This is a genomic window from Actinoplanes couchii (assembly GCF_016862075.1).
Classification (GTDB): domain Bacteria; phylum Actinomycetota; class Actinomycetes; order Mycobacteriales; family Micromonosporaceae; genus Actinoplanes; species Actinoplanes couchii.
The window spans coordinates 75,609-95,313 of sequence record NZ_BOMG01000056.1 but is presented as its reverse complement, the minus strand read 5'-3'; the positions used below and the strand labels follow the sequence as shown (position 1 = coordinate 95,313).

The window sequence follows — 19,705 nt, the reverse complement described above, 5'->3', positions numbered from 1 at the left end:
CGCCGCCCTGTCGCATCGTCCTTCGAGGAAAAGTCATGCCCTCATACGCTGCTGTACTGCGTACCCCTCATGCAGTTCGCACCTTTTTGCCCGCTTTGGTCGGCCGGCTCTCGTACGGCATTCTCTTTCTGGCCGTCATGCTCGCCGTCGTCCGGGCCACCGGGTCGTACAGCGTGGCCGGTGTCTTAGTCGCCCTTTTCGGTCTGAGTAGTGCGGTGCTCTCGCCGGTGCGGGCCCGGTTCATCGACCGGTACGGCCTGCGGCGTGCGCTGCCGCCGATGGTCGTCGTCTACGTGTCGGCTCTGGCGGCGATCGCCGTCGCCACCTGGCGGCCCGGCACGTCGGTTGCCGATCTTCCGCTGTACGTGCTGGCGGTTCTCGCCGGGTCGTCGACCCCGCCGCTCGGCCCGATCATGCGGTCGATCTGGAGTGATCTGCTGCCTGATCCGGATCTGCGGCAGCGGGCTTTCTCGGTGGACACGGTGGCCGAGGAGACGCTGTACATCGTCGGGCCCCTGGTAGCGGGAGCTGTCGCCGCGATCGCCAACCCGGCGCTGGGTGTGGCTCTGAGCGCCGCCCTGATCCTGACCGGAAGCCTCCTGCTGATCACGTCGCCCGCGGTAAAGCACCGCGCGGCCGGCGAACAACGCCAGACGCCCGGCGACAAAGCCACGCCGGCCCCCGAAACGGGCGGGTCGGCCCCGTTCGTGGCGGGAGTGGCGGCACAAGAAGCGGTTGTGACGGGAGTGGCGGCATCCGAAACGGTTGTGTCGGGAGCGGCGGTGCACGAGGCAGTTGTGACGGGAGCGGCGGCATCCGAAACGGTTGTGTCGGAAGCGGCGGCAGCCGAGGCGGTGAGCGGGCTGCGGGTTTTGGCTCACTCGTACCGGCCGATTGTGATTTCTGCGGCTGTCGGTATGTGTCTCGGGGCTCTCAGCCTGCTGGTCGTCGCCTTCGCCCAGAATGCGGGCCGGCTCGCCGCCGTCGCCTGGATCGAGGCGGCTCTCGCCGTGGGCAGTGTTGTCGGTGGATTGGCCTACGGGGCTGTGACCTGGCGACTCTCGGAGGCCCACCGGCTGCGGATGCTTGCTGCCGGGCTCGGGGTGACGTTCGCGTTGTCCGGGCTGGCCGGGAATCTCTACCTGCTGGCGGGCTGCGCGGCGGTGATCGGGCTGTTCGTCTCCCCGGCGTTGTCCACCGCCTACCTGCTGGCCGACGAGTCCGCCACCCCGGAGACCAGGATCCAGGCCGGGGCCTGGGTGAACACCGCGTTCAACCTGGCCAATTCGGCGGGCACCGCCCTGGTCGGTCTGCTGCTGACCCGCCTGCCGCTCGCGGTGTGTTTCGCCCTGGCCGCCGCCCCGCCGCTGCTGGCCGCGGTGGTGACGGTGACCCGTAGCCCCGGGACGGTGACACGTAGCGCGGGACGGTGACCCGTAGCCCCAGGACGGTGACACGTAGCCCGAGACGGTGAACCGTAGCCCCAGGACGGTGACCCGTAGCCCGGGACGGTGACCCCGTAGCTCCGCGAACGCCGGTGACACCGCGGTAGGCGTACAGCGGGATGCGTTAGGTTGACCGGATGGCCGGTCTGCCAGGAGTGCTCGGGGAACCCATCCGGTTCGTGTTGAACTGGGGGCGGCGTTATTCGCTCTGGGTGTTCAATTTCGGACTGGCGTGTTGCGCCATCGAGTTCATCGCGTCGAGCATGGCGCGGCACGACTTCATGCGGCTCGGGGTGATCCCGTTCGCGCACGGGCCGCGCCAAGCCGACCTGATGGTGGTGTCGGGCACGGTCACCGACAAGATGGCCCCGGCGATCAAGCGGCTGTACGACCAGATGCCGGAGCCGAAGTATGTGATCTCCTTCGGCTCCTGCTCGAACTGCGGCGGACCGTATTGGGATTCCTATTCGGTCACCAAGGGCGTCGACCAGATCATCCCGGTGGACGTCTACGTGCCGGGTTGCCCGCCGCGGCCGGAGGCGCTGCTGCACGGCATCCTGAAGTTGCAGGAGAAGATCGCGGCCGAGCAGTCGGGAGTGGGCGGTGTGCACCGCCCGGACCCGCTGGCGCTGACAGCGCCCATGATCAAAAAGCCGGTGAGCGATCAAAAGCCGGTGAGCGATCAAAAGCCGGTGAGCGATCAAAAGCCGGTGAGCGATCAAAAGCCGGTGAGCGATCAAAAGCCGGAGAGCGTCAACCGGCCTGAGTGAGGATCTCCCGGGCTCCTTGGCGCAGCAGTGCGGCGGCGACCGAGGTGCCGAGCACGACCGAATCCGCGGCCCACTCGTGCGCGTCCAGCACGGTCTTCCCGTCCAGGCTGATCACCCGGGCCCGCAGGCTGATCCGCCCGTCCGGTTCGGTGCGGGCGTAACCGCCGATCGGCGACGAGCAGCTGCCTTGCAGGATGTGCAACATGGTCCGCTCGGCCTCGGTCTCCTGAGCGGTCCGCCGATCATCGAGAACTGAAGCGACGGACAACGCGAACTCGTCGTCGCGGCGGCACTGCAGGACGAGGGTGCCGGACCCGACGGCGGGCACGAACGTGTCCACGTCGATCGGATGGGTGATCCGGGCCGGCAGGTCGATCCGGTGCAGTCCGGCGACGGCGAGCAGGAGCACGTCGTACTCCCCGGCGTCGAGTTTGGCGAGCCGGGAGTTGGCGTTGCCCCGGATCGGGACCGGTGTGAGGTGCGGCCAGTGCAGGTTGAGCTGGGCGATGCGCCGGACGGCGGAGGTGCCCACCCGGGTTCCGGCCGGCAGCGTGTCGAGCGAACGCCCTTGCGGGTCAACGAGGCAGTCGCGCACGTCGTCCCGGGTCAGGTAGCCGGCGAACACCGTGCCGGCGGGTGCGGGCCGGTCGCCGGGCACGTCCTTGACGCAGTGCACGGCCAGGTCGGCCCGCCCGTCGAGGATCGCCTGGTCGACCTCTTTGGTGAACGCGCCCTTCCCGCCGAGCTCGGACAGCGCCCCCTGCCACCGGTCGCCGCTGGTGGTGAGCGGGACGACCTCGACGGTGAGTTCCGGTCGCAGATCGGCGAGCAGCCGGCGGACCCTCTCGACCTGGGCGAGTGCCATGGGGGAGGACCGGGTGCCGATGCGCACCAGACGGGAAGCGGACATAGCGGAAAGCGTAACCATAGGGTCGACCGGGCTGAGTAGCGTGGCCGACATGAGGGCCGACTTCATCATCGACGTCCTGAGCCGGGAGTTCGGCGAGCTCATGGCGCAGGACCCGGCCGCTTTCCGGCGCAAATTCCGGAAGATGGCGGCGTCCCCGTTCGCGTTCTACCGGGGCAGCGCGTCACTTTTCTACGCCGATTTGAGCGGCGATTTCCGAGATGACAGTTTTCTCGACGAGCGGACCAGCCGCGTCTGGATCCACGGTGACCTGCACGCCGAGAACTTCGGCACCTACATGAACTCGTCCGGGCATCTCGTCTTCAACGTCAACGACTTCGACGAGGCGTACGTGGGCCCGTTCAGCTGGGACCTGAAGCGGTTCGCCGCCAGCGTGGCCCTGATCGGCTACTCCAAGGCGCTCTCCGACGATCACATCACCGCCCTGGTCAGCGAGTTCGCCAGGTCGTACCTGACCGAGCTGCGGGCCATCGCGCACGGCGGCGACGACGCGATCGGGTCGATCACCCTGGCGAACGCCGACGGGGTGCTGCGCCGGGTGCTCCAGGAGGCCCGCCTCAACACGCGTGTCGATCTGCTGGACAGCCAGACCACGGTCGACGACTTCGAGCGCCGGTTCTCCCTCGGTGACGGCGTCTACGACGTCGACGGTGAGACGTCCGAACGGGTGAAGACAGCCTTCGACCGCTACCTGGGCACGCTGCCCGAGTCGACCCGCCCGGTGTCGACACACATCAAGGACATCAAGCTGCGCAAGGGCGTCGGCATCGGCTCGGCCGGGCTGCCGTCGTACAACCTGCTTCTCGAAGGCCACACCGAGGCCCTGGAGAACGACGTGATCATCTACATGAAGCAGGCGCAGGTCCCGGCCGTGGCCCGCTGGATCGACGACGAGCGGGTCAAGAGCTACTTCAAGCACCAGGGCCACCGTACGGCGGAGTCGCAGCGGGCACTCCAGGCGCACGCCGACCCGTGGCTGGGTTTCACCGAGCTGGACGGGGTCGGTCAGCTGGTGGCGGAGGTGTCGCCGTACGCCGCCGATCTCGACTGGTCGGACGTGAACGAGCCGGAGGAACTGTCCGGGGTGATCGCCGACCTGGGCCGGGCGGTGGCCCGTATGCACTCGGTCGCCGACGACGAGTCGAGTCATGACCTCGTCGACTTCTCCACCGAGGAGGCGATCGTGGCGGTCGTCGACAAGGACGAGGCGGCTTTTGTACGGCATCTGGTCGAGTTCGCACACCGGTACGGTGACCAGGCCCGCGAGGACCACCAGGATTTCGTCGACGTCTTCCGCAACGGCCGCCTCCCCGGCCTGTGACGCGGTGAGCGCTACCTCCGGACGAGGGCGTAGTGCAGCAGGCCCTCTTCGGTGACGAGCCCGAAGGAGATCTCCGCCGGATCGCCGGTCCAGCTCACCGGGGTCTCGACCTGCTTCCCGGCCGGCTCGGTGCAGGGTGAATCCGCTGAGGCGATGAGGTCGAAGCCCGAGCCCATCGGCCGGAGTCGACCCACCGTCATCCGCCCGATGGCGGGCTTTCCGGTGCACTTCGTCAGGAGCGCGTAGTCACCCGCCGGAACAGTCGGCCGAGGGGCGCCCGGAACATCACTTCCGGGCCGCGCCACTCCCTCGAACACGATCTCCCGCCCGGTCAGGTCCAACCGCCGGTCGGGGTCGAATTCGTCGAAGGGCTCCGGGCTTCCGGTGACGGGTGCGCCGCTCTTGCTGTAGACCTGATAGGCGAATCCGGCCTTGTCGACGGTGCGTTCGGGGGCCTCGTGGATCCGGAACGTGTGCACGAAGGCATCCGCCGTCATGGTGAGGGGCATGGCCACCGGGACGGGCTCGGCGGAACACGGCACCTTCAGGCTGGCGAGCCGTGTCTGGCGTCCCCTCTTCTTCATCTGGGAATCGACGTACAGCTCGAAACTGCCGGTTCCGGCACAGGTGGCGCGGAGCACCAACTGGCCGGGGTAGGTGCCGTGCGAGGCCGCATAGTTGTTGATCACCGGCTCGGCGAGGTCGATCAGCGGCGTCCCGTAGTCACCGTCGAGCAGGGTCTGCCGGGCGATGTCGGCCTGCCGGAAGGGGGAAACCGGAGCCGCGGGAGCGGAAACCGACGGTGCCGGTGACGGGATCCCGTCGGCCGGCGGGGCAGCGGACCGGTGGCCGTTCACCACGGTGATCCCACCGGCGATCAGCAGGACCGCCGCGGCCGCGGAGAGCACCGCGCGCCTGGTCCGGCGGCGGCGCACGGTCTGCCGGACGGCAGGTGTTCCCGGTGGCTGGACCTCGGGCAGGGTCTCGGCGCGCAGATCCGCGAAGAGGGCTTCCAGATGATCAGTGGTCATGCCGCACCCCCACGCGAGTCCGAAGTCTTGAGCTGGGCTGCCAGTGCCGCCCGGCCGCGGTGCAGGTTGGAGCGGACAGCGGCTTCGGTGACCCGCTCCCGCTGGGCGATCTCGGCGGTCGGCAGGTCGGCCAGGTAGTGCAGGACCACCGCCCGGCGCTGGGCCGGAGGCAGGGTGCCGAGCGCGGCGACCAGGGCGATCCGCTCCGGGCTGGGCCCTTCGGCGGCTGGTTCGGCGATCCGCTGCCCGCGCAGGAAGCCGAGTGCGGTCCGGGCGCGGCGCCACCGGCTGACCGCCAGATTCCAGGCGACCCGGCGGATCCACGCGACCGGATCGTCGTACCCGGAAATGGTCTTCCATCGGGCGAACGCCCGGCAGAACGCCTCCTGGACCACGTCCTGTGCTTCCTGCCGGTCGCCGAAGTAGGCGTACAGCTGCACGGTCAGGTCGGCGAAGTGCGCGGCGTAGACCTCGTCGAACGACGGCGGATCATGTTGCACGGGGTCCGGCGTCTCCGATCGGGGCTCGACGATGGCTGTCATGGCGACTACACGCCGAGCCCTCACGAAACGTTGCAGGCTACTTCGGGGCGAACTGGAAGGAGAAGTCGGCGTCGTCCAGCGACTCGGTGGACTCCTCGAACTCCACGTGCAGTTCGAGGGCGCCGACACCGCGGGCCGGTTTCCAGTCGTACCGTTTCGGCGGCCACCGGCACGGCAGTTCCCACGTGTCGACGGTCTTCCCGTCGCGGGCCTGTTTGACGGCGACCTTGAGCGTGCCCAATCCGGCGCAGGCCGCGGCCACGGTGAACCGGCCACCGATCCAGGCAGGCAGCTCTTCGGCGAACGTTCCGTCCGCCGGCACCGAGGCGATCATCCCGAACTGGCTGTTGCTCTCCTGCTCGGTGAGGTGCAGCGCGGCGGTCGGGTTGGCCCGGTTGTCGGCGGTGGTCATGGGCTCGCCGGTGTCGGTGGTGAGCACCCGGAAGGCGAAGGCCCCGGTGCCGGATACCGCCACGATCGTGTACTCGATGCTCCCCAGGCCGGGCCCGCTCATGTACTGGCTCTGGACCGTCACCGGCTTGTCCGAGCAGGTTGCCACCTGCCAGCTGATGTCGATCGGATCCTGGGAGGGGTTTTCGGAGACCGGAGTGCCGGTGATCGCCAGGGTCACCGATCCGGCGCCGGCACACACCAGGGTCAGCGTCTGTTCCCCGAGGTAGGAGTCTCCCGAATAGGACCAGCCCTTGCGGACCTCGCCGGACTTCTCGACGGCCACCGGACCGGTGGCCTCCCCGAGCGCGTTCCGGGCCTGCTGCACGAGTTCGGCGGGCAGGATATCCGGTTGGGGCGCCGGGTCGGGGCGGATGACGAGGACGCCGAACAGGGCGACCACCGCCACCGCGGCGAGCAGGGTGTTGCGGCGGCGGCGCCGGCCGCGCACGGTGCGCCGGGCCGCGTCGGCGCCGGGCGGCCGGATCTCCGACACCGCGGCCGGGCGGGCCTGCGTGAAGAGGTCCGAGAACTGGTCAGACATGTTTCACCCCGAGCCGTCCGGCGAGTGTGGTCCGGGCCCGGTGCAGCCAGGACTTCACGGTGCCCACGGCCACCCCTTCCCGGGCGGCGATCTCGGCGACCGGCTGGTCGCCCAGGTAGTGCAGGACCATCGCCCGGCGCTGGGTGGCGGGCAGTTCGGCGAGCGCGGCGACCAGAGCCACCCACTCGCTGGACGGCCCGTCGGCGAGCGGTTCCTCGTGCCGTTCCCGGCGCAGGAAGTTCAGCGCGGTCCGGGCCCGCCGCCAGCGGCTGACGGCCAGGTTCCAGGCGACCCGGCGGATCCAGCCGGCCGGATCGTCGTACTCGGCGACCGCGGACCAGCGGGCCAACGCCCGGCAGAACGCCTCCTGCGCCACGTCCTGTGCCTCCTGCCGGTCCCCGAAGTAGGCGTACAGCTGCACGGTGAGCCCGGTGTAGTGCGCGGCGTAGACCTCGTCGAAGGTCGGCGGATCATGGGGCACGGCGGCCGGCTTCTCCGATCGGGGTTCGGCGATGGCTGTCACGACGACTACACGCCTGAGCGCGGTGACGGGTTGCGGAGCGGCCCCGGATCATAGGATGACCGGCATGACGCCCGAAGAGGTCGGTGAACGCCTGGTCAATCTGCTGGCCACCGACGACCCGGAGAAGGGCACGGTCACCGCCTCGGTCACCGGCGGCGGTCCGGGCCATGCCCGCGCGGTGGTGGACGTGCCGGTGGCCCGGTGGTGGTTCGCGGCCGAGGCGGCCCGGGACGCCGGGGCTCTGGGCTGCGACTTCTTCGACTGGCTGTCCGCGGTGGACGAGCTGGACGGCGGTTTCTCGGTGCTCGCCCACCTGTGGTCCACCCGGCGCCGGCACGGTCTGCTGCTGCGCACCCGGGTGCCGCGGGTGGATCCGCTCGTCGAGTCGCTGGTGGACCTCTATCCGGGCGCGGCCTGGCACGAGCGGGAGACGTACGAGATGTTCGGGATCGGTTTCTCCCGGCATCCCGGCCTGACCCCGCTGCTGCTGCCGCCCGAGTTCGAGGGGCATCCGCTGCGCAAGGAGTTCGTGCTGGCCGCCCGGGTGGCCAAGCCGTGGCCGGGCGCCAAGGAGCCGGGGGAGTCGGAGGGCGGCACGAGCCGGCGCGCCCCGATGCGCCCACCGGGTGTCCCCGACCCGAACGAGTGGGGCCCGGCCAAGGGGGCGAAGTCCTGATGGACCTCGTCGTCCGGGTTCTCGCGGTGATGGCCGGTTTCCTGGTGCTGCCGCTGGTCGTCGGCCAGGTCGAGCACAAGGTGATGGCGCACATGCAGGGCCGGGTCGGGCCGATGTACGCGGGCGCCTTCCACGGCTGGGCGCAGCTGATCGCCGACGGCGTGAAGTTCGTCCAGAAGGAGGACATCACCCCGAAGGACGCCGATCGTACGGTGTTCCAGCTCGCCCCGATCGTGGCGCTGTTCCCGTACCTGATCGTCATCATGACCATCCCGCTCGGCCCCGGACTGGTCGGCGCGAGCCTGGACATCGGCCTGTTCCTGGTACTCGCGGTGCTCGGCATCGGCGTGGTCGCGGTGCTGATGTCGGCCTGGTCGTCGGCGAACAAGTACAGCCTGCTCGGCGGGGTCCGCGGCGCCGCCCAGCTGCTCGGTTACGAGTTGCCGCTGGTGCTGTCGGCGGCGAGTGTGGCGATGGCGGCCGGCACGCTGAGCCTGCCCGGCATCGTCGAGGCGTGGCAGCCGTGGTGGCTGATCTGGCAGGCCCCGGCCGCGCTGGTCTTCTTCGTCGCCGGGCTGGCCGAGATCCGCCGGCCCCCGTTCGACATGCCGATCGCCGACTCGGAGCTGGTCTTCGGCTACATGACCGAGTACTCGGGGCTGCGCTTCGCGTTCTTCCTGCTCGCCGAGTACGTGGGCATCGTGGTGATCGCCGCGCTGACCACGGTTCTGTTCCTGGGCGGCTGGCACGGCCCGTACGAGCAGCAACTGGGTTGGCTCTGGACCTTGTTGAAGATTTTCGCCCTGGCTTTTGTGATCATCTGGCTGCGGGTCACCTATCCCCGGATGCGGGAGGACCAGCTGCAGCGTTTCTGCTGGCTGATCCTGGTTCCGGTGTCGCTGGGCCAGCTCGTTCTGACGGTTGCCGTCAAATCCCTCGTCTGACAAGCGGGGCAAGGTCGCGCCGACTCCGGTGACGGGGCAGGATGGTCCCTTGTGAGTGAGACTCCCGGTAAAGGCCTGCTCGACGGCCTCGCCGTGACTTTGAAGACGCTGACCAAGCGGGCCACCACCCAGCAGTACCCGGATGTCGAGCCCGATCTGCCACCCCGCTCCCGGGGTGTGATCGCGCTGTCCGAGGAGAACTGCACGGTCTGCATGCTCTGCGCCCGGGAGTGCCCGGACTGGTGCATCTACATCGACTCGCACAAGGAGGAGGTCGTCGTTCCCGGCGCCGCGCGCGCCCGCCAGCGCAACGTGCTGGACAAGTTCGACATCGACTTCTCCCTCTGCATGTACTGCGGCATCTGCATCGAGGTCTGCCCGTTCGACGCGCTGCACTGGACGCCCGAGTTCGAGTACGCCGAGACCGACGTCCTCTCGCTGCTGCACGACAAGACCCGCCTCGGCGAGTGGATGCGCACCGTTCCGCCGCCGCCCGCGCACGACGTGCTCGGCGAGCCCTCCAAGGAGGAGGCGACGGCGGCACGCAAGGCGGCCGGTCCGGGTGCGGCCACCGCGGCCAAGACCGCAAGGCCTGCTGCGGTACGTCCGAGGCCGGGTGCCGACCGGTGACCGTCGCCGACGTGCTCCTGCTGGCCCTGGGCGCCGTCGCGGTCGGCTCCGGGGCGCTCGTCGTCACCAGCTCCCACCTGGTCCGGTCCGGGCTCTACCTGGTCGTCAGCCTGGGCGCGATCGCCGGGCTGTACCTGGTCCTCGGCGCCGAACTGGTGGCCTGGGTGCAGATCCTGGTCTACGTCGGCGCGGTCGTCGTCCTGCTGCTGTTCGCGGTGATGCTGACCCGCGCTCCCATCGGCCCGTCACCCGACCTGGACCGGCCCGCCCTCCCGGCCGTCCTGATCGGCGGTGGTGCCGGCCTCGGCCTGGCCGCCCTGTTCGCCGACGCCTTCCGCTGGGCCGAGTACCCGCAAGTGGAACCGGGCACTGCCGAACGGGTCGGTGAGCAGATCTTCGGCGCCTGGGTGCTGCCGTTCGAGGTGCTGTCGATCCTGCTGCTGTCCGCCCTGGTCGGCGCGATCGTGCTGTCCCGCCCGGACATCGGGGCCCGAGCCGGCGAACCGGAGGCCTGATGCACGTCGTCATCCCGTACGTGGTCGCCGCCCTGCTCTTCGGCCTGGGCGTCTACGGAGTGCTGCGCCGGCGCAACGCGATCCTGGTCCTGATGGCGGTCGAGCTGATGCTGAACGCGGTCAACCTGATCCTGGTCACCGCCGACGTGTCGCTGCGCTCCGCGCTGACCGGTGTCGCCGTCGAGTCCTGGGCCCGGCCGGGCGCCGCCCAGCCCGGCACCGGCGGGGTCCTGACCCTGTTCGTGATCGTGTTGGCCGCCGCCGAGGTGGGTGTCGGCCTGGCGATCGTGCTGCAGTACTACCGGATGCGGAAAGCCGTCGTGCTGGACGACGTGCGCCTGGACGACGACGAGGAACGGGTGGCCGGGTGAGCGTCGATGTAGCCGGGCCGCTGCTCCCGGTCGTACCGCTGATCACGGGTTTGATCGGTCTGGTCCTGCCCCTCGGCCGCCGGGCCGCCGCCGCGCTGGGGACGGCCGGCGCCGCGGTGGCGTTGCTGCTCACGCTGGTGCTGCTCAGCGCCTCCGGGCCGTTCGAGACCGGGGTGGACCTGGCCGATTTCGGTGACCTGACGGTGAGTTTCGGGGTCGCGATCAACCCGGCCGTGGTCTACGTCGCGCTGGCCGTCACGATCGTGGCCCTGTGTGTGCAGGTCTACTCGATCACCTACCTGCACGACGACGACCGTTACGGGCCGTACGCCGCCCAGATCAGCCTCTTCACCGGCGCGATGCTCCTGGTCGTGATCGCGAACGATCTGATCGTCATGCTGATCGGCTGGGAGGTGATGGGCGCCTGCTCCTACCTGCTGATCGGCCACGACCGGCGGCTGCCCGAGGCCCCGGCCGCCGCGGTGAAGGCGTTCCTGGTCACCCGGGTCGGTGACATCGGCTTCCTGCTCGGCATCGCCGTCCTGATCACCGCGGCCGGTACGCCGAACCTGACCGAGGTGCTCGCCACCGACTACTCCCCGGGCACCCTGACCGCCGCGTTGCTGCTGGTCCTGGCCGGGGTGGCGGGCAAGAGCGCGCAGTTCCCGCTGCACACCTGGCTGCCCGACGCGATGGCCGGCCCGACCCCGATCTCCGCGCTGATCCATGCCGCCACCATGGTCGCGGCCGGCGTCTGGGTGGTCTTCCGGCTCTTCCCGCTCTACACCCGGTCACCGGCGGCGCTGGCCGTGCTCGCGGTGCTCGCCGCGATCACCATCGCGCTCGGCGCACTGTCCGCGACGGCCCAGGACGACATCAAACGTGTGCTGGCCTGGTCGACGGTCTCGCAGATCGGGTACATGACCGGCGCGCTGGCCGTCGGCTCACCCGCCGCCGCCCTGTTCCACCTGCTCACCCACGCCGCGTTCAAGGCGCTGCTGTTCCTCGCGGCGGGCGCGGTGATCCACGCGGTGGGCACCAACCTGATGACCCGGATGGGCGGCCTGCGCGAGCACATGCCTGTCACCTTCTGGTCGTTCGTGATCGGCCTCGGCGCGCTGGCCGGCCTGCCGCCGCTCTCCGGTTTCTGGTCCAAGGAGAACGTGCTCACCGCCGCCGCGCACGCCACCGAGGGCGGCGAGACCGTGCCGATCTGGGCCGCCTGGCTGATCTGGATCAGTGCCCTGCTCTCCGTCGGCGTCACCGCCTGGTACTCCACCCGGCTCCTGCTCCGGACCTTCTTCGGCGTCTCCCGCGCGCACGGCCCGGCCGGCCCGGCCTGGGAGATCGGCTTCGACGACGCCCGCTACCAGGCCCCGTCCGCCCCGCACGATCCACCGATCCTGATGCGCGCGCCGCTGATCCTGCTCGCGATCCCGGCCGCGCTGCTCGGCCTGGCCGCCTTCGCCCCCGGCTTCCGCACCGCCCTCGAACTCGAGGACCCGCACCTCGGCGTCGCCGTCGCCCTGCCGATGCTGCTGCTCGTCACCGGCGCCGGGACCGCGTGGTGGCTGTGGCTGGCCGGCTTCGACCCGGCGCAGGCGCTGGGCCGGGCCCGTCCGCTGCTCGCCGCCGGTTTCCGGATCGACGACCTGCAAGACCGGTTGCTGGTACGCCCGGCGAAGGTGCTCGCCCGCTGGGTCACCGCCGGGGACATCCGCATCGTCGACGCGGCAGTCACCGGAACCGGAACCGGCACCACCGCGGTCGGCCAGGCGCTGAAAGAGGCCCACCGGCTGCCCCTGCCCGCCGCCGCGGTCGCCGTCTGCGCGGCCGCCCTGCTGCTCGGCGCGATCGCCTGGTGGGGAGCCGCCTGATGTACCGGGATTACCTCGAACCTTCCTGGGGACTGCCGCAGGCGCTGCTGATCGCCCTGCTCGCGGTGCCGCTGCTGGGGGCGGCCGTGGTCGCGCTGTTCCCGGCGGCCCGCGATCGGCAGGCCCGGCTCGTCGCCACCGGCTTCGCCACGGTCACCTTCCTGCTCACGCTCGCTCCGGCGTTCAGTTCCCGGGGGGAGGGCTGGTTCGCCTACGGTGGCCGGTCGACCGTACCGCTGCTGCCGTGGGTTGAAGTCGATCTTGACTGGGTTCCGTCGCTCGGACTCGACCTGCACCTCGGCATCGACGGGATCTCCTACCCGCTGATCGTGCTGACCGGGCTGCTCACGGCGCTCTGCTGCGCGTACACGGTGAAGAAGGTCCCGGACGGCGGGTCCGGCCGCACCCTGGCCGCACTCCTGCTGGTCCTGGAGGTCGGTGTCCTCGGCACCTTCCTCGCCCTCGACCTGATCCTGTTCTTCCTGTTCTTCGAGGTCGTCCTGCTGCCGATGTACGCGGTGATCGCCGGCTGGGGCGGTCTCGCCCGCCGGGCCGCCGCCCGCAAGTTCGTGCTCTACACCCTGGCCGGTTCGGTCCTGCTGCTGCTCGGTGTCCTGATCGTCGTCACCGGCGCCGGAACCGGCGACCTGGTCACGCTGACCGGCGCCGCCGAGCTTTCGCGGAACACCCAGTACGCGGTGTTCGCCCTGCTCGCCGTCGCGTTCGCGATCAAAGCCCCGCTCTGGCCGCTGCACACCTGGCTGCCCGACGCGCACACCGAGGCGCCCACGGTCGGCTCGGTGATCCTGGCCGGGGTGCTGCTCAAGATGGGCACGTACGGCCTGATCCGGGTCGGTGTCGGCGTCGCCCCGCTCGGCGCCGCGTGGGCCGCCCCCGCCCTGGGCGTCCTGGCCGTCGTCGCGATCATCGCCGGCGCGCTGATCTGCCTGCGCCAGACCGAGCTGAAACGCCTGATCGCCTACTCCAGCGTCGGGCACATGGGTTTTGTCCTGCTCGGCATCGCCACCCTGTCGGTCACCGGCATCCAGGCCGCCCTGCTCGGCAACGTCGCGCACGGCCTGATCACCGGCCTGCTGTTCTTCCTCGCCGGAACGATCAAGGACCGGACCGGCACCGGCTCCCTCAACCAGCTCAGCGGCCTGCGGGAGACCGCGCCGCGCCTGGCCGGCCTGGTCGGGTTCGCCGCCGTCGCCTCCCTCGGGCTGCCCGGTCTGGCCGGGTTCTGGGGCGAGGCGTTCGCGGTGGTCGCCGCCGTCCAGCGCGGTGGCCCGCTGTGGACGACCCTGGCGGTGATCGCCGCGATCGGTGGCGCGCTGACCGCCGCGTACTTCCTGCGCCTGCTGCGCCGTCTCACCCACGGCCTGCCCACCCCGTCGGTCACGTCCGCGCCCGCCGGGATCTCCGGGATCGAATGGCTGGCCTGGGCCCCACTGGTCCTGCTCACCCTGGCCGTCGGTGTGGCGCCCGCCCTGATCATCGGCGACACCCTCCAGCCACTGACCACCCTGCTGGGAGTTGCCCGGTGAGAAGCCAGGCCGTCGACCACATCGCCCTGCTGCCGCTGTACGCCGCCGCCGGCACCGCCATTCTCGCCCTGCTGGTCGACCTGTTCGTCGCCCGGCGTACCGCGATCGTGGTGTCGACCCTGGCCGGCGCCCTGACGACCGCGGCCGCGGCCCTGGTGGTCGGCACGTGGGATGCGACGTTCTGCACCACTGGCGGCTGCTCGTGGATCCCCACCCAGCCGGCCGCGGTGGCAGCGGCCCTGTTCGCCGCCCTGACCGCCGGTGTCCTCGGACTGTCCGCCCCGGCACTGCGCGAGGGCGCGGTCCCGGTCGGCGAGTTCTGTTTCCTGCTGGCCTGCTCGATGACCGGCGGCGTGACAGTGGCGTACGCCGGCGATCTGTTGACCCTGATCGTCGGCCTGGAGACGCTGACCCTTCCGCTGTACATCCTGGTCGGCCTGCGGCGTTACGTCCCGTTCGCCCGCCCCAGCATCCGGCCCGCCGAAGCCTCCCTGACGTTCTTCCTGGTCAGCGTGATCTCGACGGCGGTAGCCCTGCTGGGCCTGGCCCTGGTCTTCGCCGCGACCGGCGTCGTGCACCTGAGCCGGTTGGCTCCCGCGCCGGCGCCGTTCACCGCGCTGGGCGGGGTCGGCGCGGCCCTGCTGGTGATCGGGCTGGCGTTCAAGGTGGCCGCGGTGCCGCTGCACGCCTGGGCGCCGGCCACCTACGACGGCGCTCCCATCCCGATCGCCGCCTACCTGTCCACCGCGTCCAAGCTGGGCGGCATCCTGGCCCTGGCCGCGGTGGCGGCCCGCCTGGACACCGGGGCGGTGCTGTCCGCGCTGGCGGTCCTGACGATGACTGTCGGCAACCTGGTGGCGCTGCGCCAGACCCGGATGGTCCGGCTGCTGGCGTGGTCCTCGATCGCCCAGGCCGGCTACATCCTGGCGGCCCTGGCGATGGGCGCCCCCGGGGTGCCGGCGGCCCTGTCGTACGCCGTCTTCTTCGTGATCCTGGAGTTGATCGCGTTCGGCGTGGTGGCGGCCCTGCGCCCGGCCGGCCGGGTGGCGCGGGAGGCGGTGGCCCTGGCCGCGCCGACCCCCACCGACACCGACGGCGGCACCCTGAACGACTACCGCGGCCTGGCCCACCAGCACCGCTGGCTGGGCGCCGCGATGATCGTGGCCCTGTCCGGCCTGGCCGGACTGCCCCCGGGCCTGGCCGGCCTGTTCGCCAAGGTGACGGTGGTGGGAGCCCTGATAGCCGAGGGCTGGACCTGGCTGGCGGTGATCGTGGTGATCAACGCGGTGATCGCCCTGGCCTACTACGTCCGGGTGGGCGCGCTGCTCTACACGTACCCGAGAAGCCCCGGCATTCCGGTCGTCGACCCCGCCCTGCTGTACGACATCACCCACCCGCGTTTCCCGGTCCCGCGCCCCCTGACCGCCACCCTGCTGATCACCGCGGCCGCCGCGATCCTGCTGGGCTTCGCCCCCCAACTCCTGTTCAACGCCTTCAGCTGAGACATCCGGCGGATTCCCGGACGCCATGCAACCGTTGGCTCCGCGGCGGTGTCATGGTGGGCGTGAGACCGGACAGAAGCTCGGCGAGATCCGAGCATGACGAGCAGTTCCACGCATTCGTGGCGGAGCGGCGCGGGCATCTGCTGCACACTGCCCGGCTGCTGACCGCGGGCGATCAGCACTTGGCCGAGGACCTCGTGCAGACGGTACTGACCAAACTGTTCCTCTCCTGGAGCAACTACCGCCGGGCCGACAATCCGGCCGGATACGTCCGGCGGGTCATGGTCAACGCCCTGATCAACGAGCGCCGCCGGGCCTGGTGGAGGTTCGAGCGGCCGTCCGAGCGCCTGCCCGAGCGGATCGCAGACACCACGGCGCCGGATGGCATCGACCCCGAACTCGCCCGCGCTCTGCGCGAGTTGCCACCCCGGATGAGGGCCGCGGTCGTCTTCCGCTTCTTCCACGAACTCGACGTGGCGGAGACGGCAGCGGCGCTGGGCTGCTCGGTCGGCACGGTCAAGAGCCAGACCGCCCGGGCTCTCGACAAGTTGCGGGACGCCCTGTCCGTCCCCCAGCCCACCTCGCACTAGAAGGACCCCCTACCCGGCCCATCTCGCGCTGAAGGGTTCTCTGCCCCTCGTGCGCCTTCCGCCCAACCCACCATGCACCAGAAGACGGAGTCGAATCACATGATGGACCTGCACTCTCGAATGGACCGTCTCGGCGGATCGATCGAGCAGCCGTCGAACGCGATCATCGCGGACGACCTCACCCGAGCCCACCGGGCCCGCTCCCGCCGCCGCACGAACCGGATCGCCGCCGGCTCCGCCTTCGGGGTGGTGGCCCTCGCCGCCGCACTCACGCTGGGGACCGCGCTGCCCGGCTCCACCCGGCAGGACAGCCCGGCGGCGGTCGCCCACAGCGCCGGCACCCTGAAGCTGGTCGCCTTCCAAGGCGAACAGCCCCGCCTGTTCACCATCGACACGGTGCCGCAGGGGTTCTTCGTTCAAGGCCAGAACGAGTACGAGCTGGTGCTCGCCCCCGAAAGCGCGAAGAACGCCGCCCCCGGCAGCGAGCTGGCCGACCCCGCGTTCTACACCGGCAAGATCGCCGTCTATCTGCAGAACAAGGAATACATGGTCGACCCCACCGGCGACCGCAGTTTCACCATCGACGGCAAGGCCGCGGCGCTGCGGACCGTCCCCGGCGAAAACGGCACGGTGCAGGTGTTCGTGGTCCAGGCCTCAACGGTCTACCTGACGGTGCAGTTCGCCGGGAGCGTAGGCCTCACCGAGGACCAGATGATCGAGATCGCCGGCGGCATCAACCTGACTCCGCAAGCGATCGCCGAGGCCGAAGCCGCCAACAAGGAACTGAACGCCAGGCCTTTCCCCACCAAGTGACTCCCCGGCCACCAGGCCGATGAGACCCCTGCCGGTCCGGCCTTCCGCCGAGCCGGCCGGGTGTCGTTCCGACGCTGGGATCACGTTGGCCGGACGGCGTTCGGCCGGGAGACGGCGGCGGAGTCATCGGGCGGCTGTCGAGGAACGGCTCTCGATTTTGGTGCGGATCGATGGGGGGAGTGCGTCAGCGACCAGTAGGCGGGGCAGCTCGGCCGGTGCGTGCATGTAGATGCGGAAAGCCTCGGACAGCGTCAAACCGTGCGCGGGCCGGTCGATCACCTCGATGCGGGCGCCGGGACTGATTGACCCCTCCTGGAGGATGCGTAGGTAGGCGCCGGTGCGGTTGGACGCCGCGAACCGCTTGATCCAGCGCGGCTCGCCCATCCGGTTCTGGAAAGTGGTGCATGGCACCCGGCCGAAGGTGGTCTCCAGCACCACCTCGTCGCCGACCTGCCACTTTTCGCCGAGGACAGCGTCGAACAGGTTCAGGCCCCGCGTCGTCAGGTTCTCCCCGAACAGGCCGGGCTCCAGTGGCCGGCCCAGCTCGGCGGACCACCAGTCGTAGTCCTCGGCGGCGTATGCGTACACCGCCTGGTCGTCTCCGCCGTGATGTTTCGTGTCGCCGATGAAGTCGCCGATGACCCCGCTGTGCAGGCCGGTCGTCTTCGGCCCGGGGCGGCGCACCGTCACCGGATGATCCACCGGGCGCTTGCCGATGCCGGTGACGCCGGGGCCGCGGACCGGGGTGGCCTCGGAGCCACCCATGTTGAGGGAGAGGACTGTGCCGCTGTTCAGGGGGTTGTTGTTCATGGGGCGAATTCCACCACCGCTCGGTCTTCGATCGGCCGGTAACCCAGCCGCGGGTACAGGGCGTTGCTGGCCGACTTCGCCAGATCGGTGAAGAGAACCAACTCGGTGGCGCCCAAGTCCAGCGCATTTCGGGTGGCCGCGGTGGTGGCGGCACCACCGAAACCCTTCCGTCGGTACGCGGGCGGGTGTAGACGTACTGGTTCCGGACCATGCCGGCCTCGAACCGGGACCGGGCGTCCACCGTGACGGGTTCGCCGTGAGCAGGTTGGCTGCGGCCGACGGACCACGATCCACCAGCGCGTACGCCGCCTCGGACGGCACCTCGGTGAGGGTGAGCGGATAGGCGGAGTCTGCAGTGTCGCCCCGTCGCCGTCGGAGGTCAACCGCCAGGTCATCGGATCCACTCCTTGGCGATACGGGTAAGGCTGTCGATGCGGGTCGCCGGGTCGTAGACCGAGCCGGCCAGGATCAGCTCGTCGGCGCCGGTGCGCTCGGCCAGCGCCTCCAGCCCGGCCACCACCTCGGCGGCGGTGCCCGAGAACTGGGTCCCGGGCAGCGTCTCCAGCATCGCCCGCTCCATGTCTGACAGATCACGCTGCGCGGCCGTCTGCGGCGACACGATCGGACCGAGCCGCCCGGTCCGCAGGCTGAGCGCCATCATCCGGCTCGGTCCGGCCAGGAACAGCGCCTCCTCGGTGGTCTCCGCGGCCAGCACCGAGGCGCTGACCATGACCCACGGCCGGGGGCAGCGCGGCGACGGCTGGAACCCGTCCCGGTAGAGCCCCAGCGCACGATCCACATCGGAACCCATGGCGAAGTGATACGCGTAACAGAACGGCAGCCCGAGAGCTCCCGCGAGCTGCGCGCCGTAGGTGGACGACCCGAGCATCCACACCTCGGGGAACGTCTCCGGCGCCGGCGTGGCACTCACCTTGCCGGCCGGCACCCGCGCGTCGCCGAGCAACCCCAGCAGCGACCGCAGATGCTCCGGGAACTGCTCGACCTTCAGGTACGGCGAGGCTCCGCGCAGCGCCGCCGCGGTCGCCTGATCGGTGCCGGGCGCCCGGCCGATGCCCAGATCCACCCGGCCCGGATAGAGCGCCTCCAGCATGGCGAACTGCTCGGCCACCACGAACGGCATGTGGTTGGGCAGCATCACCCCACCGGAACCCACCCGGATGTCCCGGGTGTGCGCGGCGACGGCCCCGATCAGCACCGGCGGAGACGTGGACGCGACAGCCGGCATGTTGTGGTGCTCGGCCACCCAGAACCGGGCGAACCCCAGCTCGTCGGCGGCGCGGGCGATCTCGATCGTGCCGCGCAGCGCGTCGGCGCTGCCGTAGCCCTCCCGGACCGTGGCCAGATCGAGCACGGACAGCGGGACGCGGGTCGGTGCGGTCATGGCTCCCCGTTCTGGTTACGGATCACTTGCACTCCGACGGTCACCGCGCCGAGCGCGACACCGGGCACCAGCAGCCAGATCGGCCACGGGTACACGAAATCGGTGAGCGAGACCGCGACCAGGGCGTAGACGACGACGTTCACCGCGGCCAGCGCGCCCCAGATCGTCCAGAGAACGAGCAAAGCGGTCGGGAGGCGACGGGCCGCCTTCCTGGCCTGGGCTTTCACCTCGGCGTTGGTCATGCCCGGACGTGGCAGATCCTGAACCAGAACAAGAAGCTCCGCATAGGTGCGAGCGGCGTACGCCAGACCGGTCCGCTCGTCGTACTCGTGCAGCGACAGCCGGCCCTCGTCGAGCGCGGCCTTCAACTGATCGGCGATCTGCTGACGATCGCCGTCCGCCGCGCGCATCGTGTCGACCTCTTTGGACATCGCCGCCCCCTCGTCGAAAGCCTCCTTGCGCAGGCTATCGAAT

22 protein-coding genes are annotated in these 19,705 nt (G+C 70.3%); 13 read left to right on the top strand and 9 right to left on the bottom strand.

What is annotated here, in order from left to right:
* The first annotated feature begins 86 nt into the window (after positions 1-86).
* Both Aco03nite_RS22890 and Aco03nite_RS22885 read left to right on the top strand, forming a co-directional pair.
* Positions 87-1,433, top strand: coding sequence for an MFS transporter (locus tag Aco03nite_RS22890; protein WP_203797661.1), 1,347 nt, complete (start codon positions 87-89; stop codon positions 1,431-1,433).
* 149 nt (positions 1,434-1,582) lie between these two features.
* Positions 1,583-2,215, top strand: coding sequence for an NADH-quinone oxidoreductase subunit B (locus tag Aco03nite_RS22885; protein WP_239145349.1), 633 nt, complete (start codon positions 1,583-1,585; stop codon positions 2,213-2,215).
* Here the strand turns inward: Aco03nite_RS22885 and hemC are convergent.
* Positions 2,199-3,125, bottom strand: a complete 927-nt coding sequence (hemC, locus tag Aco03nite_RS22880; RefSeq protein ID WP_203797660.1) for a hydroxymethylbilane synthase — start codon at positions 3,123-3,125, stop codon at positions 2,199-2,201. The two genes, Aco03nite_RS22885 and hemC, sit on opposite strands and share 17 nt — an antisense overlap.
* Positions 3,126-3,174: 49 nt before the next feature.
* Here hemC and Aco03nite_RS22875 point away from each other — a divergent pair, with 49 nt between their 5' ends.
* Entirely contained in the window at positions 3,175-4,464 is a 1,290-nt protein-coding gene (locus Aco03nite_RS22875; RefSeq protein WP_373872628.1) for a DUF2252 domain-containing protein, read from the top strand.
* A gap of 11 nt (positions 4,465-4,475) precedes the next feature.
* Here Aco03nite_RS22875 and Aco03nite_RS22870 read toward each other — a convergent pair whose 3' ends face one another.
* From Aco03nite_RS22870 to Aco03nite_RS22855, 4 genes are read right to left on the bottom strand one after another with little or no spacing between them, the layout of a single operon-like run.
* Positions 4,476-5,495 carry a hypothetical protein gene (locus Aco03nite_RS22870; protein WP_203797659.1) on the bottom strand — a complete coding sequence of 340 codons (1,020 nt, stop codon included), beginning with the start codon at positions 5,493-5,495 and terminating at the stop codon, positions 4,476-4,478.
* Entirely contained in the window at positions 5,492-6,037 is a 546-nt protein-coding gene (locus Aco03nite_RS22865) for an RNA polymerase sigma factor (RefSeq protein WP_203797658.1), read from the bottom strand. Before Aco03nite_RS22865 ends, Aco03nite_RS22870 begins: the two co-directional genes overlap by 4 nt.
* A gap of 37 nt (positions 6,038-6,074) precedes the next feature.
* A complete protein-coding gene (locus Aco03nite_RS22860; protein ID WP_203797656.1) occupies positions 6,075-7,031 on the bottom strand; it encodes a hypothetical protein in 957 nt (318 codons plus the stop codon).
* The gene (locus tag Aco03nite_RS22855; RefSeq protein WP_373872627.1) at positions 7,024-7,554 is read right to left on the bottom strand and encodes an RNA polymerase sigma factor; all 531 of its coding nucleotides are present in this window, start codon (positions 7,552-7,554) and stop codon (positions 7,024-7,026) included. The genes Aco03nite_RS22860 and Aco03nite_RS22855 overlap by 8 nt, the downstream gene beginning before the upstream one ends.
* Before the next feature lie 64 nt (positions 7,555-7,618).
* Between Aco03nite_RS22855 and Aco03nite_RS22850 the strand changes: the two genes are divergently transcribed.
* The 10 genes from Aco03nite_RS22850 (at position 7,619) to Aco03nite_RS22805 (ending at position 17,019) form a co-directional block, all read left to right on the top strand.
* Positions 7,619-8,230 carry an NADH-quinone oxidoreductase subunit C gene (locus Aco03nite_RS22850; RefSeq protein WP_203797653.1) on the top strand — a complete coding sequence of 204 codons (612 nt, stop codon included), beginning with the start codon at positions 7,619-7,621 and terminating at the stop codon, positions 8,228-8,230.
* A complete protein-coding gene (gene nuoH, locus Aco03nite_RS22845; protein ID WP_203797651.1) occupies positions 8,230-9,174 on the top strand; it encodes an NADH-quinone oxidoreductase subunit NuoH in 945 nt (314 codons plus the stop codon). The genes Aco03nite_RS22850 and nuoH overlap by 1 nt, the downstream gene beginning before the upstream one ends.
* Positions 9,175-9,225: 51 nt before the next feature.
* Positions 9,226-9,804, top strand: a complete 579-nt coding sequence (locus tag Aco03nite_RS22840) for a NuoI/complex I 23 kDa subunit family protein (protein ID WP_203797649.1) — start codon at positions 9,226-9,228, stop codon at positions 9,802-9,804.
* A complete protein-coding gene (locus tag Aco03nite_RS22835; RefSeq protein WP_203797648.1) occupies positions 9,801-10,319 on the top strand; it encodes an NADH-quinone oxidoreductase subunit J family protein in 519 nt (172 codons plus the stop codon). Before Aco03nite_RS22840 ends, Aco03nite_RS22835 begins: the two co-directional genes overlap by 4 nt.
* A complete protein-coding gene (gene nuoK / locus Aco03nite_RS22830) occupies positions 10,319-10,690 on the top strand; it encodes an NADH-quinone oxidoreductase subunit NuoK (RefSeq protein ID WP_203797647.1) in 372 nt (123 codons plus the stop codon). Before Aco03nite_RS22835 ends, nuoK begins: the two co-directional genes overlap by 1 nt.
* Complete coding sequence (locus tag Aco03nite_RS22825; RefSeq protein ID WP_203797646.1) at positions 10,687-12,567, top strand: NADH-quinone oxidoreductase subunit 5 family protein; 1,881 nt, start codon at positions 10,687-10,689, stop codon at positions 12,565-12,567. The genes nuoK and Aco03nite_RS22825 overlap by 4 nt, the downstream gene beginning before the upstream one ends.
* On the top strand, positions 12,567-14,114 hold the full coding sequence (locus Aco03nite_RS22820) for a complex I subunit 4 family protein (RefSeq protein WP_203797645.1): 1,548 nt from the start codon (positions 12,567-12,569) through the stop codon (positions 14,112-14,114). The genes Aco03nite_RS22825 and Aco03nite_RS22820 overlap by 1 nt, the downstream gene beginning before the upstream one ends.
* The gene (locus Aco03nite_RS22815) at positions 14,111-15,616 is read left to right on the top strand and encodes an NADH-quinone oxidoreductase subunit N (protein ID WP_239145348.1); all 1,506 of its coding nucleotides are present in this window, start codon (positions 14,111-14,113) and stop codon (positions 15,614-15,616) included. The genes Aco03nite_RS22820 and Aco03nite_RS22815 overlap by 4 nt, the downstream gene beginning before the upstream one ends.
* A gap of 62 nt (positions 15,617-15,678) precedes the next feature.
* Positions 15,679-16,206, top strand: a complete 528-nt coding sequence (locus tag Aco03nite_RS22810) for a SigE family RNA polymerase sigma factor (protein ID WP_239145347.1) — start codon at positions 15,679-15,681, stop codon at positions 16,204-16,206.
* A 99-nt stretch (positions 16,207-16,305) separates the two neighbouring features.
* Positions 16,306-17,019, top strand: a complete 714-nt coding sequence (locus Aco03nite_RS22805) for a hypothetical protein (protein WP_203797639.1) — start codon at positions 16,306-16,308, stop codon at positions 17,017-17,019.
* A 123-nt stretch (positions 17,020-17,142) separates the two neighbouring features.
* Here the strand turns inward: Aco03nite_RS22805 and Aco03nite_RS22800 are convergent, their stop codons facing one another.
* The 4 genes from Aco03nite_RS22800 to Aco03nite_RS22790 are packed head-to-tail and all read right to left on the bottom strand — an operon-like array spanning position 17,143 to position 19,662.
* On the bottom strand, positions 17,143-17,829 hold the full coding sequence (locus Aco03nite_RS22800; RefSeq protein WP_203797636.1) for an MOSC domain-containing protein: 687 nt from the start codon (positions 17,827-17,829) through the stop codon (positions 17,143-17,145).
* Positions 17,826-18,224 carry a GNAT family N-acetyltransferase gene (locus Aco03nite_RS54750; protein ID WP_373872626.1) on the bottom strand — a complete coding sequence of 133 codons (399 nt, stop codon included), beginning with the start codon at positions 18,222-18,224 and terminating at the stop codon, positions 17,826-17,828. The genes Aco03nite_RS22800 and Aco03nite_RS54750 overlap by 4 nt, the downstream gene beginning before the upstream one ends.
* Positions 18,221-19,231 carry an LLM class flavin-dependent oxidoreductase gene (locus Aco03nite_RS22795; protein ID WP_203797634.1) on the bottom strand — a complete coding sequence of 337 codons (1,011 nt, stop codon included), beginning with the start codon at positions 19,229-19,231 and terminating at the stop codon, positions 18,221-18,223. The genes Aco03nite_RS54750 and Aco03nite_RS22795 overlap by 4 nt, the downstream gene beginning before the upstream one ends.
* Complete coding sequence (locus tag Aco03nite_RS22790) at positions 19,228-19,662, bottom strand: DUF1707 SHOCT-like domain-containing protein (protein WP_239145346.1); 435 nt, start codon at positions 19,660-19,662, stop codon at positions 19,228-19,230. Before Aco03nite_RS22790 ends, Aco03nite_RS22795 begins: the two co-directional genes overlap by 4 nt.
* Positions 19,663-19,705 lie beyond the last annotated feature (43 nt).